The sequence below is a fragment of the Singulisphaera rosea genome (genome assembly GCF_054877945.1).
In genome coordinates this window covers 37,644-53,277 of sequence record NZ_JBTYIP020000003.1, presented here as the reverse complement: position 1 = coordinate 53,277, position 15,634 = coordinate 37,644, and the positions used below count along the sequence as shown (strand labels likewise).

Annotated in this window: 15 protein-coding genes; 4 read left to right on the top strand and 11 right to left on the bottom strand. The window is 64.8% G+C overall.

Features of this window, described 5'->3' with window-relative positions; translation table 11 throughout:
- Window positions 1–207: 207 nt before the first annotated feature.
- The gene (locus tag ACYOEI_RS06605) at window positions 208–1,080 is read right to left on the bottom strand and encodes a dienelactone hydrolase family protein (protein ID WP_462848569.1); all 873 of its coding nucleotides are present in this window, start codon (window positions 1,078–1,080) and stop codon (window positions 208–210) included.
- A 216-nt stretch (window positions 1,081–1,296) separates the two neighbouring features.
- Window positions 1,297–2,502 (bottom strand): hypothetical protein, encoded by a 1,206-nt coding sequence (locus ACYOEI_RS06600; protein ID WP_462848568.1) that lies wholly within the window; start codon window positions 2,500–2,502, stop codon window positions 1,297–1,299.
- Between the two features lie 232 nt (window positions 2,503–2,734).
- Here ACYOEI_RS06600 and ACYOEI_RS06595 point away from each other — a divergent pair, with 232 nt between their 5' ends.
- Both ACYOEI_RS06595 and ACYOEI_RS06590 read left to right on the top strand, forming a co-directional pair.
- Window positions 2,735–3,466, top strand: coding sequence for a M90 metallopeptidase family protein (locus ACYOEI_RS06595; RefSeq protein ID WP_462848567.1), 732 nt, complete (start codon window positions 2,735–2,737; stop codon window positions 3,464–3,466).
- A gap of 251 nt (window positions 3,467–3,717) precedes the next feature.
- Window positions 3,718–4,377, top strand: a complete 660-nt coding sequence (locus ACYOEI_RS06590) for a hypothetical protein (protein ID WP_462848566.1) — start codon at window positions 3,718–3,720, stop codon at window positions 4,375–4,377.
- A gap of 18 nt (window positions 4,378–4,395) precedes the next feature.
- On the opposite strand, the gene ACYOEI_RS06585 is transcribed toward ACYOEI_RS06590, so the two are convergent.
- The 4 genes from ACYOEI_RS06585 to ACYOEI_RS06570 form a co-directional block, all read right to left on the bottom strand.
- Window positions 4,396–5,574: an ExbD/TolR family protein gene (locus ACYOEI_RS06585; RefSeq protein WP_462848565.1), complete on the bottom strand. Its 1,179-nt coding sequence runs from the start codon at window positions 5,572–5,574 to the stop codon at window positions 4,396–4,398.
- Window positions 5,575–5,695: 121 nt separating this feature from the next.
- Entirely contained in the window at window positions 5,696–6,268 is a 573-nt protein-coding gene (locus ACYOEI_RS06580; RefSeq protein WP_462848564.1) for a methylated-DNA--[protein]-cysteine S-methyltransferase, read from the bottom strand.
- Window positions 6,265–7,668: a DNA-3-methyladenine glycosylase 2 gene (locus ACYOEI_RS06575; RefSeq protein WP_462848563.1), complete on the bottom strand. Its 1,404-nt coding sequence runs from the start codon at window positions 7,666–7,668 to the stop codon at window positions 6,265–6,267. Before ACYOEI_RS06575 ends, ACYOEI_RS06580 begins: the two co-directional genes overlap by 4 nt.
- A 258-nt stretch (window positions 7,669–7,926) precedes the next feature.
- A complete protein-coding gene (locus ACYOEI_RS06570; RefSeq protein ID WP_462848561.1) occupies window positions 7,927–8,490 on the bottom strand; it encodes a DUF7002 family protein in 564 nt (187 codons plus the stop codon).
- Window positions 8,491–9,106: 616 nt separating this feature from the next.
- Between ACYOEI_RS06570 and ACYOEI_RS06565 the strand changes: the two genes are divergently transcribed.
- The gene (locus tag ACYOEI_RS06565; protein ID WP_462849105.1) at window positions 9,107–10,102 is read left to right on the top strand and encodes an aldo/keto reductase; all 996 of its coding nucleotides are present in this window, start codon (window positions 9,107–9,109) and stop codon (window positions 10,100–10,102) included.
- A 283-nt stretch (window positions 10,103–10,385) separates the two neighbouring features.
- Window positions 10,386–11,372 (top strand): 2-hydroxyacid dehydrogenase, encoded by a 987-nt coding sequence (locus tag ACYOEI_RS06560; RefSeq protein ID WP_462848560.1) that lies wholly within the window; start codon window positions 10,386–10,388, stop codon window positions 11,370–11,372.
- 321 nt (window positions 11,373–11,693) lie between these two features.
- Here ACYOEI_RS06560 and ACYOEI_RS06555 read toward each other — a convergent pair whose 3' ends face one another.
- From ACYOEI_RS06555 to ACYOEI_RS06535, 5 genes are all read right to left on the bottom strand, one after another.
- Complete coding sequence (locus tag ACYOEI_RS06555; RefSeq protein WP_462848559.1) at window positions 11,694–12,122, bottom strand: YciI family protein; 429 nt, start codon at window positions 12,120–12,122, stop codon at window positions 11,694–11,696.
- Between the two features lie 149 nt (window positions 12,123–12,271).
- A complete protein-coding gene (locus tag ACYOEI_RS06550) occupies window positions 12,272–12,745 on the bottom strand; it encodes a VOC family protein (RefSeq protein WP_462848558.1) in 474 nt (157 codons plus the stop codon).
- A gap of 19 nt (window positions 12,746–12,764) precedes the next feature.
- Window positions 12,765–13,571, bottom strand: a complete 807-nt coding sequence (locus ACYOEI_RS06545; protein WP_462848557.1) for a YciI family protein — start codon at window positions 13,569–13,571, stop codon at window positions 12,765–12,767.
- 109 nt (window positions 13,572–13,680) lie between these two features.
- A complete protein-coding gene (locus tag ACYOEI_RS06540; protein WP_462848556.1) occupies window positions 13,681–14,139 on the bottom strand; it encodes a VOC family protein in 459 nt (152 codons plus the stop codon).
- A 140-nt stretch (window positions 14,140–14,279) separates the two neighbouring features.
- Window positions 14,280–15,524: an RNA polymerase sigma factor gene (locus tag ACYOEI_RS06535; protein WP_462848555.1), complete on the bottom strand. Its 1,245-nt coding sequence runs from the start codon at window positions 15,522–15,524 to the stop codon at window positions 14,280–14,282.
- Window positions 15,525–15,634 lie beyond the last annotated feature (110 nt).

Genomic DNA, 15,634 nt, shown 5'->3' with positions numbered 1-15,634 from the left:
ATCAACAGATTTCGCAGATGGACGCAGATTGGAAACAGATTTTAATCAAATTTAGAATATTTTTCTTTTTAAATTATCTGTGTCAATCTGCGTCATCTGTTGATTGTCAATTTTCTCCCATCCGTGTTCCATCCGTGGCTAAAATGTCTTCCGTGGCATAGGATCCCCGGTCATCACCATCAAGGCGATAACCGGGGATGCTGAAGCTCAGGCCACGCCGTTCTTCTTGAACCAGTCGAGCAGACGCTTCCAGCCGTCTTCGGCCTGGGTCTTGCGGTAGCTCGGGCGGTAGTCGGCGTGGAAGGCGTGCGGGGTTTCGGGGTAGAGGATGATCTCGGAGGGCTTGTTCGCGGCCTTGAGTGCGGCACGCATCCGCTCCACGGACTCGACCGAGATGCCGGTGTCGGCGCCACCATACAGGCCGAGGACCGGGGCGTGGAGCGAGGCGGCGAGGTCGACGGGGTACTTGGGCCGGTTCTCGGTCGGGGGGTCGGTCGGCGAGGTGGCCAGTCGGCCGTACCAGGCGACGCCGGCCTTGAGGCTCGGGTTGTGGGCCGAGTACAGCCAGACGATCCGACCGCCCCAGCAGAAGCCCGTGATCCCGAGCCGGGCCGTGTCGCCCTTGCCCGAAGCCTTGGCCCAGGCGACCGTCGCGTCGAGGTCCGACATGACCTGGCTGTCGGGGACCTTGTTGACGATTTTGAAGATCTCGGGGAAGTCCGTCAGTTTCGACACGTCTCCTTGCCGGACGTACATCTCGGGCGCGACGGCCAGATAGCCGAGCTTGGCGAAACGTCGGCAGATGTCCTTGATGTGCTCGTGGACGCCGAAGATCTCCTGCACGACCAGGACGACCGGGAACGGGCCGCCCGAGGCCGGCCGGGCCTGGTAGGCGGGGATCGTGCCGTCGGCGACCGGGATCTTCACCTCGCCCGCCTCGAGCCCGTCGGTGTCGGTCTTGATGGTCTCGGCCGAGACCGGCTGCACCGCGAGGGCGAACCCCGCGGCGAGCGTCGCGGCGGTGAACTCCCGCCTGGAGAGGTCGCTGGTCTTCGGCAAGCTCTGCGGTTCCTCGTGCATCGGCCATTCTCCCCGTTCAATCAATCGGAATTGCTCGACTCGAGTGTCTCGTCTCCGGGGCGTCTCCGCCTGCCGGAGTCACGTATCTTGGGCCGAACGGCTCCGGCGGGCAAGCACCCTCCGGCGATCGGATCCGGGGATGAGGACGACATCAACATTCGGGGGCGATCGAGAGGTTTGGCGCTGACCCGGGCGTCTCCGCTCAACCTGGCAAGCTCACGGCTCCTCGGCCAGTTGCCTGAAGGCCGCTCGATACGCTCGATGGTTGATGAACGCCAACGCCGGGAGGAGCAGCCCACCGAGGAGGGGCACCCACTGGAACGCCACCAGCACCAGGCTGACGAGGCGGACGCCCCAACGGATCATGAAGTTCCGCCCGGAGGGGATGTAGCGCCGGAATGGGGCGACGATCGCCAGGCGCGTATAGATCACCGCGGGAATGACTCCCAGGATCGGGACCAGCCCGCTCAGGAAGCAAACGGCACAGACGAGCGGCACGCGACGGTCGACGAACTCGACATAGTCCTGGACGAAGTCGGGGTCGGCCGTCGTCGAGATCCCGCAGGCCTCGCACCTCTGCCGGAGCATCCTGGGACGCAGCCTGGTGGCGCAGCTCGGGCAGCGCTTCACGGCGGCGAGCCGATACGAGTGGGTCGCCGGGTCGGCGGGCTTGGCCCTCGTCTCTCCCAGCAGGCCGACCTCCCTCGGCTCCGCCACGGGGAATTGGCAGGACGGGCATGCGTTGGCGATCGCGAAGACGGGCTCGCCGCAACGCTCGCAAGGGAACCGAGTCGCATCCTCCCGAGACGCCACGTACCGACCGGCAATCGCCAGGAAGGCCACGGCGGCCGCGAACGCGATGAGGGCCAGGATCGGGAGGAGGATGAGCGCGAGCGGCCCGAACATCCCCCAGGCGTCTTCGACTCGGCGCAGGAGTCCCTGGAGTCGGAGGTCGTCATCGGGGTCGGCCTCTTTCAACGGTCCGAGGGTGAAGTCCCTCGCCTTGTTCGTTGCAAAGGTCCCGCCCGCGACGGCGAGCGCGGGGAGATACGCGGCCATGCCCCCTTCGCCGAGGATCCCCCTGGCCAGGCCGAGGTCGGTCGCGCCCAGCACCCCGAAGAAAGTCAGGCCCGCCATCCCCGTCTTCAAATAGCCGTGAACCTCGTCGAGGATGGCGTTGACCTCGGGGATCCGCTCGGCGACGAGCTCGAGGATGGCCAGGACCCCCAGGACGACCAGGGATGTGTCGGAGGTGAACCAGGTCGGGACGTCGCGGACGTGGGAGAGGAGGCCCATCCCGGCGATCGAATGAACCTGCGGCCCGTACCTGAGCAGGAGCGCCGTGGCGAACGCCGGCAGGAACGCCCTCGACGCGAAGATTCCTACGGAGCCGAGTCCGTGGATCAGGAGCGGGAGGCTCATCAGTCATCCCTTCGTCGACCGTCACCCGGTCGGCCGGCCCCCGATGGGCCGACACGTCCCCTGCCCTGCGAATGGGCAGGTGTCCTCGGAGGATTCGTCGAGAAACCGGCCGCATTTCTTGGGCCGGGTTGAAATCGTTGCGCGTGGCAGTCGATTCGCATGCCGTGAGTCGAATGTCGTATCATCGATACGGAGGGGCTATTCTCGTCCACTGCTCCGGGAGTCATCCTTAATGTTCACGTCTCGACGCTTTCGCCGGTCCTTGTTCGCCGCCATGATCGCCCTAATTGTAACTCCCGAGGGCTCCCGGGCCGACGAGCCACCTCCCTTCGAACCTACAAATCGCTACGAGTCCCGAACCCTGGAGGGCTGGACCCTCCTCGTGAACAAGACCTTGCTCGAGGATCGGGAACTCGCCGACCGGACGCTGACGCTCCTCCGGTTCCAACTCTACCAGGTGACGAGACGTGTCCCCGAGGAGCCATTGAAGCGGCTCCGGTCGGTCCGGATCTGGGTCGAGAAGGAGGAGCCGCACCACCCTTGCATGGCCTATCACCCGGCCGTCGAGTGGCTCAAAGAGCACGGGATGAACCCCGAGAAGGCGCGCTGCGTCGAGCTGGCCAACGCCCGGACCTTCCTCGACTGGACCAAGCAACAACCGTGGATGGTCTTCCACGAGCTTTCGCACGCCTACCACCACCAGTTCCTCGAGGGCGGCTTCGAAAACGCTGGGATCCGCGAGGCCTTCGATCGCGCCAAAGACTCGCACCGCTACGACTCGGTCCTTGCCGTCGACGGGCAGGAGCGGAAGGCCTATGCCCTGACGAACCGGATGGAATACTTCGCGGAAAGCAGCGAGGCCTTCTTCGGGACCAACGACTTCTACCCGTTCGTCCGCCCCGAACTCCGGCGCCACGACCAGGCGATGGAGGAACTCTTGAAGGGACTTTGGAAGACGCCCTGAGGGCTGGACCCGAGGCGTTTGGCTTGGCACGTCGGTCGACGTCAGGCGCCGCGACGGCGACCTGATCGAGGGCCCGAACCGTTCGAGCGGAGTTGGGGTGGTATGATAACGTCGAGGTGTTGCGCCTCTCCCCTCGGAAGGATCGAGACGGGACCGTGACGGTTTCGACGGCTCGGCCGGTTCTGCCGATCCGCGAGGACGTTGACCGGGTGACTTCTGTTTCCGCGAATCCGAGGGGAGTCCAAAAGGCGATGCGCGTCACGAGCCTATCGGTCTTGCTGCTGACCTTCTCCACTTTCGTCATGGCGCAGGATCCTGCCACGGACCCGGCGCCTGAAATCGCACCGGCGTCAGAAACGGCAACGGCACCGGAGACCACGACACCCTCGGAACCGTCGCCGGCACCCACACCGGCGGCGGTCCCTATCCCGCCGCCGCCGCCGATCCTCCTGCCGCCGCCGCCGGAGGACGTCCACCACACCGAGATCGCGGTCTACGGCTTCCCGAAGGTCCCCTCCCCCGCGCACCGGTTGGCCGCGCTCGAGGCGCAACGCCCCCTGGTGGTGGCCGACCCCATGCTCGAGCACGCCGCCGAGGTCCTGGAGGAGCTCACCGCACGTTACCTCGAGGACGCTCCCAGGATCGCCGAGTTGACACTCCACACGGTGAATCTCATCCGGGTCGAGAAGCTCGCCGCCTCGCCCTTCGAAGTCCTGGAAGGGGCCTTACGGGCGAAACGCCCCGCCTCGCTCGTGGGGAACGTCCCGTTGCGATATGAGCATTTCGCAGCCAGGTACGTCGCGTTGCGGATCAAGGGCAAGAAGAGCCACGCCGACGCCCTCTCCACGATGGAGGATGAGGCCAAGCCCGGCCGGCCCGCTCCCGCGAAGGTGACCATCCGACGCTCCTGACGATCGTCGTCGCCCGGTTCAGGGCGATTGGCCATCCGGGTCGGCCGGCGCGAGGCGAATTGAGGCGACGCCCGCCGACCCGAGCACTTCATACGCTTGATTGACCGCGGCGAAGGTCTCGTTGTCCGGCACCTGGAGGAGCACCCAGGTCCCGGGATCCGCCGCGACGGCCCGCTTGAGGGCCTCCGCCAGTTCCATGTCGGTCTTGGGCTGGCCGTCGAGCAGGTACTGGCCTTTCCGCAAGGCGACCGTCTTCCGCCCCGGCCGGTCGGTCCCTTTCGCGACGGGTCCGACATCTTCCCCTTCGGGAGCGAACTTCGCCCCCTCGCGGACGGCGAAGAAGCCGTAAACACGGTCGAGCATGGTCAGGGTCCCGGCCATCGCCCCTTTCCCCTCGGTCCAGATCAGCCCTTCGAAGTCCTGGCGGGCCCTCGGGAATTTGACGGTGAAAACCACTTTCTGGGGAACGTCCGCCGCGACTTGACCGTCGACCGGGTAGGACGTCCCGTTCAGGTCCGACCGGAACCGCCCCGACACGACCCCGCCGGGGGCGACTTTCAGGTCCAGGGTCCCCGACCACTGACCGTTGGCATAGAGTCGGTAACGGCCGTTGAAGTCGTCGGGGACGACCGAGCGCCCGACCGTCGGCCGTCGCCCTTCGCCGTTCGAGGATGTCGGGGCCTTAGTCAGGGTGAACATCGACGAGGTTCCCACTGCGATCAGGCGCGGGCCTTCCTTGCCCCCCGCGAGGAATTGGAGGTCTCCCCCCTGCCCCTCCGGCACGACCTGGCCGCTGTCGAGGTCCACGTGGAACCCGTCGAACAGCAGCAGATCCTTTCCCCTCGCCAACCGGACCTTGAGGTTTCCCGACTCGAAGGTATCGAACCGTTCGAGCACGAAGACCGGGATCGGCGTCCCTCGAGACCCCGGCGGCTTCCTTAACGCCGGCGCGACGAGCATTCGTGCCAGGTTCTCCTCGTCGGTCTTCACCACCAGGAAGGCCGATCTCGAATCCCGGAGGATGCTCGGCAACGCGTCGACTTCCCCCATCGTCAGCGTCGCGTGGGCCGAGGCGTCCTTGCTCTTGGGCAACCCGGCCAGGACCTCGCCCTCGATCCGGTCGAAGTCGTCGCCGAACGCCGTGACCCCGAAGCCGAGGACGAGCACCAGCACCAGGAAGGCTGAGACGCGGGACATAGTCGACCTCCGAAGAGTAGCAACAGGCCCCATCGGCCTCACTTCCGATTGTCCTCCGACGCGTCTCAATGGCCAAGAGGGTCTCGCTTGGCGTCGACACTCGAAACGTCCTGCCCCGGGCTCATCCTCTTGTCTGGTCACACGGACGCCGCACCGATGGCTGCCGGCCGGTCGACGCTTCCGGGGGCGAGAAACGGATGGAGACCTCGCCGACGTCGCCCCCCTCGAGCCTCAAGAGGAGCGCCTTGGCTTCGAGGCCGCCGGCAAAGCCGGTCAGCTTGCCCGTCGAGCCGATGACGCGGTGGCAAGGCCCGATGATGGCGATCGGATTCTTCCCGTTGGCCGCACCGACGGCTCGCACGGCCGCCGGGTTCCCGATCTGCCTGGCGAGCTCGCCGTAGGTGCGAGTCTCTCCGAAAGGGATCCCGAGGAGCGCGTTCCAGACCTGTTTCTGGAAAGGCGTGCCTCGGTAGTCGAGCGTGACGGTGAAGCGCTTCCGCTGGCCTTCAAAATACTCGTCGAGTTGACGCTCCGCCTCGATGAGGACCGGGTGCCGGGCATCTTCGACGTCGGCCTGCAACCTCACCCGCTTGGGATTGTCGTGCTCCCAGAGGACCGCCGCAAGGCCCGCGTCGCTGCCCACAAGCTTGAGTCGCCCGACCGGTGATTCCATCATTTTGTAAACATAACTCATGAATCACCTCGTTTCTGCGCGGATGGGGTCGAGGCCCAGAGGCAGGCGGCCGCGTACCCTCGCCAGGGGCGGATCGAGTCCATATCGAGCTTCGGGCGGCCGGCGAGCGAACGCTTGAGGACCAGGTCGGTCCCCGGGAAGGCGTCGGTGTCGCCGAGCGCCCGCAGCCCGATGTATTCCGAGGTCCACGGGCCGACCCCCGGCAAGGCCAGCAGCCGTTTCTTGACCGATTCGATGTCGAGGTCGTCCAGGTTCATCGCCCCCGAGGAGACGAGGCCGGCTAGCTCGCGGATCGCACGCTTCCTCGCCTGACTCGTCCTCACCGGTTCGAGCTCGCAGGTGGCAAGGACTTCGGGGGATGGGAACAGCCGCACTCGCTCGCCGGTCAACGGGTGAACGGCCGCTTTCCCGTAGCTCTCGACGAGTTGACGGACCAACGCACGCGCCTGGGTGGTCGACACCAACTGGCCGAGGATCGTGGACACCGAGACTTCGAAGGGATCCCACCCCCGCGCGATCCGGATGCCGGGCCGTTTGCCCCAAAGTGGCCCCAGGACCGTATGGGCAGTCAAAGACTCCCCGACGGAGATCGGGTCGGCATCGAGGTCGAACATCCTCCTGACCCGACGATGGACCGCGAACAGGACGCTCGGGTCATCGGCGATGACGCGAAGCCTCATCCTCGGCTTGGCCGGATCCAGGGAGACCTGGAAGGCACCGGAGGTCGAACCCAGCTCGAACATACGACCATAGGTCCCCTCCCCCACGGTCTCCAGTCCGTGGATGACGTGGTGGCGGAAAAAGCCCAGCAAGGCCGGCCAGTCCAGCGGAGGGCGATACGATAGCATCAACTCCACGTCGACTACGTCACTCTCGACGCGAGATCGGCGCAAGAACGACGGCGGGCGGCGGAACCGGTCGTCGAAGGCCTTTGTGTAGTCCGCCTCGGTTCCGAAGCCGGAAATCCGAGCGATGGTGGCGAGCGGCAGGCCCGTCTCGACGACGAGCTTTCGTGAAAAATCGAGGCGATCCCTGCGGCGGTGGTGGAGCTCGAGAGAGATGTTGATGTCTTGGCCTACAGACGTCGTCGAGAGCGGTTCTTCGTCGCGAGTTCCTCGAGCCCCGAACGATCGGGGAGCGTCCTCGGGCCGACATCGCAAGCAAGGGCGATAGCCCGCCTCCTCGGCGCCTGCGGCATCGATGAAGAACTCAACATTGTCCCGCTTCGGCCGACCCGGACAGATCGGCCTGCAATACAGTCGAGTCGTCCTGACCGCGGTGAAGAATCGCCCGTCGAATCGATGATCTCGGGCGAGGACGGCTTCGTAGCATCGTTCGGCATCGAGACTCCGGTCGTCGCCGAGTGCGGGGATCGACGCTCCCAACGGCCTGTCTGCCATGGAATGTTTCCTTTCAACACGGCTTGCGTCGCCACGACTCCTCGGTGTCGTCTCATATAAGAGCCTGCACCTCAGGCGACCTCGGCGGGCTTGGCCTCCAGCGATCCCCTTCTCGCCCTCGGACTCGCTCCTCAGCAGATCGAACCTGTCACGAGCTTCCGGTTAGTGGTGTCCAGACCGTGGTCTTGAGGCCTCCCATCCCGTGGAGCTCGATCCGGGTCGCGAGCGACTCGACCGAGTCGACGCGACGGAGCACGGTTACCTCGGCGATCGACTTGGAAGGCCCGCGGCGCTGGCGAATCTCGTCGAATGGATAGTCCGCGATTGACTTAAAGTCTCCACACCCCGAGGTTGCGGCGGCCGGGTGCAGCCCGAGTTGAGCAGAGACAACTGGAGGGCGTCTCCATAACGCGCGAGCAGGGCGGCCGTGTCGAAGGTCAAGACCGCCTGATCTCGCCCCATCCCCAACCGCGCCTTGAGGTGCCGGTTGAGACGGTCGCCACTGGGCCAGAAGAAGACCCGCCCGTTCAGCAATTCGAACCAGTCCGACGCAGGCATGGTGCCCAGGCAGCGATTCAACAATTTGAGATTGATCGGCTTTTGATCGCTCAGCCTCACGTCCGGATAATCGTCGTGGTGGAGTCGCACCGACGAGGGCCTCCGGCACGATTCGATCTCGGTGCGTTGCGGCCCCTCGACCGCGAACCTGTCGAGGATCTCCGACGTACATTCCAGGCCGTGCGTCAGGATGCTCTCCCACGCATCCGCCTCCGTGATGTGGTAGAGCACCGGGAAATATCGAACGAGTTCGGCTTCCGTCACCGGCCGTCCCTCCCCGATCACCTCCTCGAGAACGTGACCGATGTGTACTGAACAGTATAGGTTTTGCCCGCCGGAGATCAAGCGAAGCCTGGATTGTCGCCCGTCCTTATCCCCTTCGAGATTCAACCTCGGGCCAGGAACTGTCGCGGGTGGAAGGCGGGGATTCTTTAGCCACGGATGAAACACGGATGAAACACGGATTAAGACGAGGAAGGCGGGCAATCAACAGATGACGCAGATAGTTGATTGGATGTTTTGCGGGGTCCGTAAAATTTCAAAAACATGAAATACTTCATAGTTGTTGATTGATTCTCCGGTCTCTTGTTTTGCCCGTCGTGTTTTATGCGTGGGTAGGAGTCCTATGCTCGACTTGTGGAGGATCCTATCTCGATGTTCGGTCATTGAAAGACATCGCGGAAGAAGGTCGAAAATGGGTTCGTGTTCCTGAAATTATTGATTTGATCCTTGTGTGTTGAAAGCCCTCTCGATGGGTGCAAGGTGCAGAAATTGACTTCTGTTATTGGCCTCCCTAGACTGGCTGCGAGCGAGGCTTTCATCCGGCGCGAGAGTCGATCGAACTCCAGGAAACCAGGGGAAGGGCATGTCGTACAAGACGTTGAGCCAGCGGACGCTCGGCAAGGGGGGACCGACGGTCTCGGCGATCGGGCTGGGTTGCATGGGGATGAGCGAGTTCTACGACCCGGCGGGCCAGGACGACGGGGAATCGATCCGGGTCATCCACCGGTATCTCGACGCGGGGGGGAACTTCCTCGACACGGCCGACATGTATGGCCTCGGGCGGAACGAGTCGCTGGTCGGGAAGGCGATCGCCGACCGGCGGGGCCGGGTTTTCCTCGCCACGAAGTTCGCGAACGTCCGAGGCCCGAACGGCGAGTTCCTCGGGGTTCGGGGCGATGCGGCTTATGTGAAGGAATGCTGCGATGCCAGCCTCAAGCGGCTGGGAGTCGAGGTCATCGACCTCTACTATCAGCACCGGGTCGACCCTGCCACGCCGATCGAGGAGACGGTCGGGGCGATGGCCGGGCTCGTGAAGGCGGGGAAGGTCCGGTATCTCGGGTTGTCCGAGGCGGCGCCTGCGACGATCCGAAGGGCGGCGGAGGTCCACCCGATCGCGGCGCTCCAGACCGAGTATTCGCTCTGGACCCGCGACCCCGAGGACGAGATCCTCGCGACGGTCCGCGAGTTGGGGATCGGCTTCGTGGCGTACAGCCCGCTCGGGCGCGGGTTCCTCACCGGCGCGTTCAAGTCGATCGACGATTTTCCGGCCGACGACTATCGGCGGCGGAACGCGCCGCGATTCCTGGGCGAGAACTTCGCGAAGAACCTCGAGCTGGTCGCCAAGATCGAGGAGCTCGCCAAGGACAAGGGCTGTACTCCGAGCCAGCTCGCCCTCGCCTGGGTGCTCGCCCAGGGCGAGGATATCATCCCGATCCCGGGGACGAAGCGGGCTCGATACCTCGATGAAAACCTCGGGGCCGATCACGTCCAGCTCAACCCCGAAGACCTTGAGCATATCAACGCCATCCTCCCGGCCGGCTCGGCCGTCGGCGATCGTTATCACGAGATGGCGATGAAGGCCGTCAACAAGTAAGAATCCGTTCCGCAACCCGGCTTCAACAACGTCGCCTCATCGGGATAATACGACTCTTCTCGCGGATTCCCATGGAGCTCTGACCGGAAGAAGGCTTCATCACAGGCAGGTTCGAGGGGGATTGGTTCTCTCGAATTCCTTTCTTTGTGTCCCTTGTGCCTTTGTGGTGAAATCCTTGCGCAGTGAGAGTCCGGTGGAGATTTGCGAGGAGTCTCGATAAAACCATTCATGGAGCGGATCGTCTCCGGTCTCCGATCCGACCTGTCCCGGGAATCGACCTCACATGCAGATCGTCTTCCACGGCGTGACCGCCTCGGCCTTCGGTGATGGATTTTCGTCGTTGCTGCAAGTCCAACGCCCGGCGAAGGTCTCGGTCCTCTCGTTCGACCTCGCGACCGAAGCGGAGCGGAGAACGTATGCCTCTGCCGACGTGATCGTGAGCTTCCAGTTCCAGGCGATCTGGCCGAGACCCGAGGGACTCAAGCTGTTCCACGTGCCGGGCGCGGGATATGACGCGGTCGAGCTCGACGCGATGCCTCCGGCGGCGGTCGTGTGCAACTGCTTCGGCCACGAGCAGGCGATCGCGGAGTACGTCATGGCGGCCCTCCTCGGGTTCGAAGTCCCGATCGTCGACGCCGATCGTCGCTTGCGGGAAGGCGACTGGGCCTATCGGGCGGGCCCTTCGGAGGCGATCCACGGCGAGCTTGCCGGGAGGACGATCGGCCTACTCGGCTTCGGCCACATCGGCAAGGCGGTGGCCGCCCGGGCGAAAGCGTTCGAGATGAACGTTCATGTCGCCAATCGGAGCCCGGTGTCGACGTCCACGCTCGTCGACCGGGCGTTCGGCCTCGACGACCTTCCCCGATTCTGGGCGTCGGCCGACTATTTCGTGGTCTCCGTGCCCTTGGCGCCGGAGACGACCGGGCTCGTCGACGCCTCGGCGTTCGCGGCGATGCGGCCCTCGGCCGTCGTCGTCAACGTCGGTCGCGGCCCGACGATCGACGAGCGGGCTCTCTATGAGGCCCTGAAGTGCCGGCGGATCGCGGGTGCGGTCATCGACACCTGGTACAACTACCCGACCACGGCCTCGCCGAACGCCCGCCCGTCCGCGTTTCCGTTCCACGAGCTCCCGAACGTCGTCATGACCCCGCATATGTCCGGCTGGACGATCGGGACCGTGCGCCGTCGCCAGAGGTTCATGGCCGAGAACATCCGGCGTCGGTGGGACGGCGAGCCCTGCCTCAACGTTGTGCGGCCCGCACTCGGTTGAGGCGTTGTTCAAGCGTCATTCGGATGAGGATATTCCCCCCGGTGGGTGGGGCACTCTTGCCTCGCGGCATTCGCCTCGGGTTTCGCAACAAGGGCGGGGCAAGAGTGCCCACCCACCGGGGGGACACTATTCGTCTCATGTCAACGAAAGCGGCCACGGTGGACCCCGATGCAAGGCTGAGAGTCTGTCCCGAAACGGGTTACTGTGGGAATCCAAGACGACATCCCGGGAGGGGCGTCTACATCGCGGGCGTCTGAAACCCGTTTTTAAGAAGAAAACAGGTTTCGGAGCACGCTTTCGGGGCAGACACTTAACGGGGCACTAGGCGCCTTGGGCTTCGATCTTCGAGCGGAGTTGCTCTTCCCGTTCCTGCAACTCGGGCGTGAACGCCTCGCCGAAGTCTGCGAGCTCGTAGAACGGGCGGATCTCGATCTCGGAGTCACCCGGCATTGGGTTCGGGCAGCGTTTGACCCACTCGATCGCTTCGGCCATGGATTCGACTTTCCACAACCAATAACCGGCGATGAGCTCGTTCGTCTCGGTGAACGGCCCGTCGGTGACGAAGCGATCGGCGCCGGAGAATCGCACGCGCACGCCTTGGGAGCTGGCCTTCAGGCCTTCGCCCGCGAGCATGATCCCCGCGTTCACGAGCTCTTCGTTGTACGTGCCCATGGCGGACAGGAGCTCCTCGCTCGGGAGCTCGCCGGCCTCGGACCACTTGGTCGCCTTGACGATGACCATGACTTTCATGTGAATGCTCTCGTGAATTGGTGTGTCAGCAATCCGGGCCCCGGCGAGGCCGAACGTGAACGCGAAGCCTGCGCCGAGGCCCGATCGATATTGGGTCGGGTGGGTACTACCCACCGGAATTCAGAAATCAACAAATCTTGGGATAAAGCTCAGCCCGTAGGGCCGGGGACCATCACCATCCAGCCGACGTTGAAGCGGTCGGTGACCATCCCATAGCACGGGGACCAGAAGGTCTTCGTGAGCGGCATCTGGACGCTCCCGCCGTCGGCGAGCCCGTCGAACGCCTTGTGCGCCTCGGCTTCGGTCGACACGGTGAGCGCGAGCCGGAAGCCGTCGAAGTTCGCCCTGTCGTCGCAGCCGTCGGAGATCATCAGGGGGACGCCGAGCACGCGCAACGACGCGTGCATGATCTTGTTCTCGAAGCCCGGCTCGAGCAGCCCCGGCGGGGCCGGTTCGGGGCTCTCGTTGTACCGCATGATCATCTCGACCTCGGCGCCCAGCTTCGTGCGGTAGAACTCGATCGCCTCATCACAGCGGCCGGCGAAGAACAGGTATGGCGTGATGGCTGTGGCGGACATATGGGTCCCTTTCGTGGGGTCGAAGGTTTCGTACGGGCGGCTCACTCGATCGGATTCTCATTCCTCAACTGGTCGAACGGGCCGCCCTCGAATCGACAACGCTCGGATTATTTTCTCGGGGGTTTTCGAGTCTCGAGAGGTCGAAGAGCGGGCGCACCTCGACCGAGCCGAGACGGGCGCCCGGATGTCGTGCGGCGATGCGGACGGCCTCGACCTGGCTCTCGGCGAGGATGACGTAATAGCCACCGAGGACCTCGTTCGTCTCGGCGAACGGCCCGTCGGTGATGAGGCGTTTCCCGTCACGCACCCGCACGCACGTCGCCGTCTCCGCCGAGCGGAGGGGCGCGGCACTGACATAACGACCCGAGCGGCCCAGGTCCTGGGTCAACGCGGCCGCCTCGGCAATGGCGGCCTTGAGGGCGTCGGGACCCGCGTCCTTCCACGCTGTCTGGCCATCGTAGCAGAGCAGCATGTAGGCGATCTTCGCGGTTTCGCCGTCATTGGCGAAGGGAGACCGAGGCGCCGGCAGGCCTTCCACCGGCTGAATCGGGCGAATCTCGGCCGTTCCTCTCCTCGCGGGCGGCAGCTTCGCGGCGACCGCGATCGCCTCGTCCAGGTGTTCGAGGTCGAGGAGGAAGTATCCGCCGAGCTGTTCGGTGGTCTCGGCGAACGGCCCTTCCGTGACGAGCATCTCGCCTCCTCGGATGCGGACCGTTCTGGCCGTTCGCACCGATTCGAGGGGTGAGGCCCCCAGGAATTTGCCGCGTTCGGCCAGCTCGTTGCAGATGCCGAGAGATTCGATCACGCAGGCGATGCGCTCTTCCTCGCTCCAGGCATCCTCCGCGCCGTACATCAAGAACATGTATTTCATCGATTCCCCTCTCCGAAACCCAGTTGCTCCTGAAAAAATCGGGCTTGGGAAGCCATCGCCGCGGATACCCCACGCGACCCTCGAGGTGGAGATTCTCCCGCGACCTCCCTCACGAAGCGGCCGCGGCCTCGAGAGCACCGATGTCGAGGCGGGTCATACCCATTAGCGCCTGCATGACCCGGCCGGCCCTGGCCTTATCAGAGCCCGAGATCAATTCCGGGAGAATGGCGGGCACGAGCTGCCACGAGAGGCCATATCGATCCTTCAGCCAGCCGCAGTGCCCCTCCGACCCGCCGTCCGAGAGCTTTTCCCACAACTCGTCCAGCTCGGCCTGCGAGCGGCAGTCGATCGAGAGCGAGATCGCCTCATTGAAGGTGAAGTGAGGACCGCCGTTCAGGGCGAGGAACCCCTGCCCGGCCAGTCGGAACTCGACCACCAGCGGCGACCCGTCCGGTCCCGGGGTGATCCCCGTGATCTCGGAGTCCGGGAAGATCGACGCGTAGTATCGGGCGGCCTCTTCGCCGTTTCCGTCGAACCAAAGGCACGGAGTGATCTTCTGTCGAGCCAAGGGACACCTCGTGAGTCATAAGCCGTTGGGTTGCGAGCACTCGACGTGTGCCCGCCGGAACAATCGCCCAATGGTCGAACGGTCCCTTGGCGAATCGACAGGATTCTCGAGATACTTTCGCGACGGTGAGGAAGCCGTCCTCAGAGCTCGCCCAGCCGCTTCAGCAGGAATCGCCGTTCGGGTTCCTGGAACGCGAATTCGAGGGCTCGTTCGAAGCCGTCCCGAGCCTCCTCGATTCGGCCGAGTCTCCTCTGGAGCTCGGCCCGGGCGGCGTGCGCCAGGTGGTAGCTCGTCAGATCACCGCGCCCGAGGATCACGTCGACGAGGGCAAGCCCCGCCTCGGGACCGTCCCGCATCGCGACCGCCACGGCGCGGTTGAGCTCGACGACGGGCGACGACATCATGGCGAAGAGCCGGTCGTAGAGGGCCACGATCCTCCGCCAGTCGGTATCTCCGGAAGTCGGGGCACCGGCATGGACGGCGGCGATGGCGGCCTGCATCGTGTAGGGCCCGAACTGGCCGGATCGGAGACCCGCCTCGACGAGCTCCTGGCCCTCTTCGATCAATCTACGGTCCCAGAGCGAGCGGTCCTGGTCCTCGAGCAGGATGATGTCCCCGGCCGGGGTGGCCCTCGCCCGGCGACGCGACTCCTGGAGCAACATCAAGGCGAGAAGTCCGATCGCCTCGGGGTCGGGCAAGAGGCCTACGATGAGCCGCTCGAGGCGGATCGCCTCGCCCGAAAGGTCGGCGCGGGTGAGCGAGTCGCCTTTCGTGGCCGAGTATCCCTCGTTGAAAACGAGATACGTCACCGCGAGCACCGAGTCGAGCCGCTCGGGGAGCTCTTCCGCGTCCGGGATCGCGAACGGGATCCCCGCGTCGCGGATCTTCGCCTTGCCTCGGACCAGGCGCTGGGCCATCGTGGCCGGGGTCGTGAGGAAGGCGCTGGCGATCTCCTCGGTCGTGAGCCCGCAGACTTCCCGGAGGGTGAGCGGGACCTGGACCTTCCGGTCGATCGCCGGGTGGCAGCAGGCGAAGATGAGCCGCAGGCGGTCGTCTTCGATATCCTCGCGGGCCCTCGAGGCGTTCGCGTGGGCGATCTCCGAGAGCCGACCCGCAAGCTCCGGCTGCAAGTTGTCGATGCGGCCCCGGCGCCTGATCGAGTCGATGACCTTGAAACGGCCCGTCGAAACGAGCCAGGCCCGAGGGTTCTCGGGCACCCCCTCCTCGGCCCAACGCTCGACGGCGACCGCAAAGGCCTCGTGCAAGGCCTCTTCGGCGAGGTCGAAGTCGCGGACGAGCCGGACCAGCGACGCGAAGATCCGCCGCGACTCCGTGCGATAGATCTCGTCGACCAGGGCGTTGATCTCTCTCGGTCTCGAGTCCACCTGGCTCCTTCCGCCTCGACGGCCCCTCGCTTGGGAACGCGGCTCCGAGGCCCCTCCCTCGATCCGCTCTCCGACTGTCAAGGTTGGGAGGGTAACGGATCTCCACCTTG

Bases quoted from the DNA above. Each gene is read 5' to 3' on its own strand.
- ACYOEI_RS06545 (WP_462848557.1), bottom strand. From the start codon at position 13,571: ATGAAATACATGTTCTTGATGTACGGCGCGGAGGATGCCTGGAGCGAG.
- ACYOEI_RS06585 (WP_462848565.1), bottom strand. From the start codon at position 5,574: ATGTCCCGCGTCTCAGCCTTCCTGGTGCTGGTGCTCGTCCTCGGCTTC.
- ACYOEI_RS06560 (WP_462848560.1), top strand. From the start codon at position 10,386: ATGCAGATCGTCTTCCACGGCGTGACCGCCTCGGCCTTCGGTGATGGA.
- ACYOEI_RS06575 (WP_462848563.1), bottom strand. From the start codon at position 7,668: ATGGCAGACAGGCCGTTGGGAGCGTCGATCCCCGCACTCGGCGACGAC.
- ACYOEI_RS06580 (WP_462848564.1), bottom strand. From the start codon at position 6,268: ATGAGTTATGTTTACAAAATGATGGAATCACCGGTCGGGCGACTCAAG.
- ACYOEI_RS06595 (WP_462848567.1), top strand. From the start codon at position 2,735: ATGTTCACGTCTCGACGCTTTCGCCGGTCCTTGTTCGCCGCCATGATC.
- ACYOEI_RS06555 (WP_462848559.1), bottom strand. From the start codon at position 12,122: ATGAAAGTCATGGTCATCGTCAAGGCGACCAAGTGGTCCGAGGCCGGC.
- ACYOEI_RS06590 (WP_462848566.1), top strand. From the start codon at position 3,718: ATGCGCGTCACGAGCCTATCGGTCTTGCTGCTGACCTTCTCCACTTTC.
- ACYOEI_RS06605 (WP_462848569.1), bottom strand. From the start codon at position 1,080: ATGCACGAGGAACCGCAGAGCTTGCCGAAGACCAGCGACCTCTCCAGG.
- ACYOEI_RS06600 (WP_462848568.1), bottom strand. From the start codon at position 2,502: ATGAGCCTCCCGCTCCTGATCCACGGACTCGGCTCCGTAGGAATCTTC.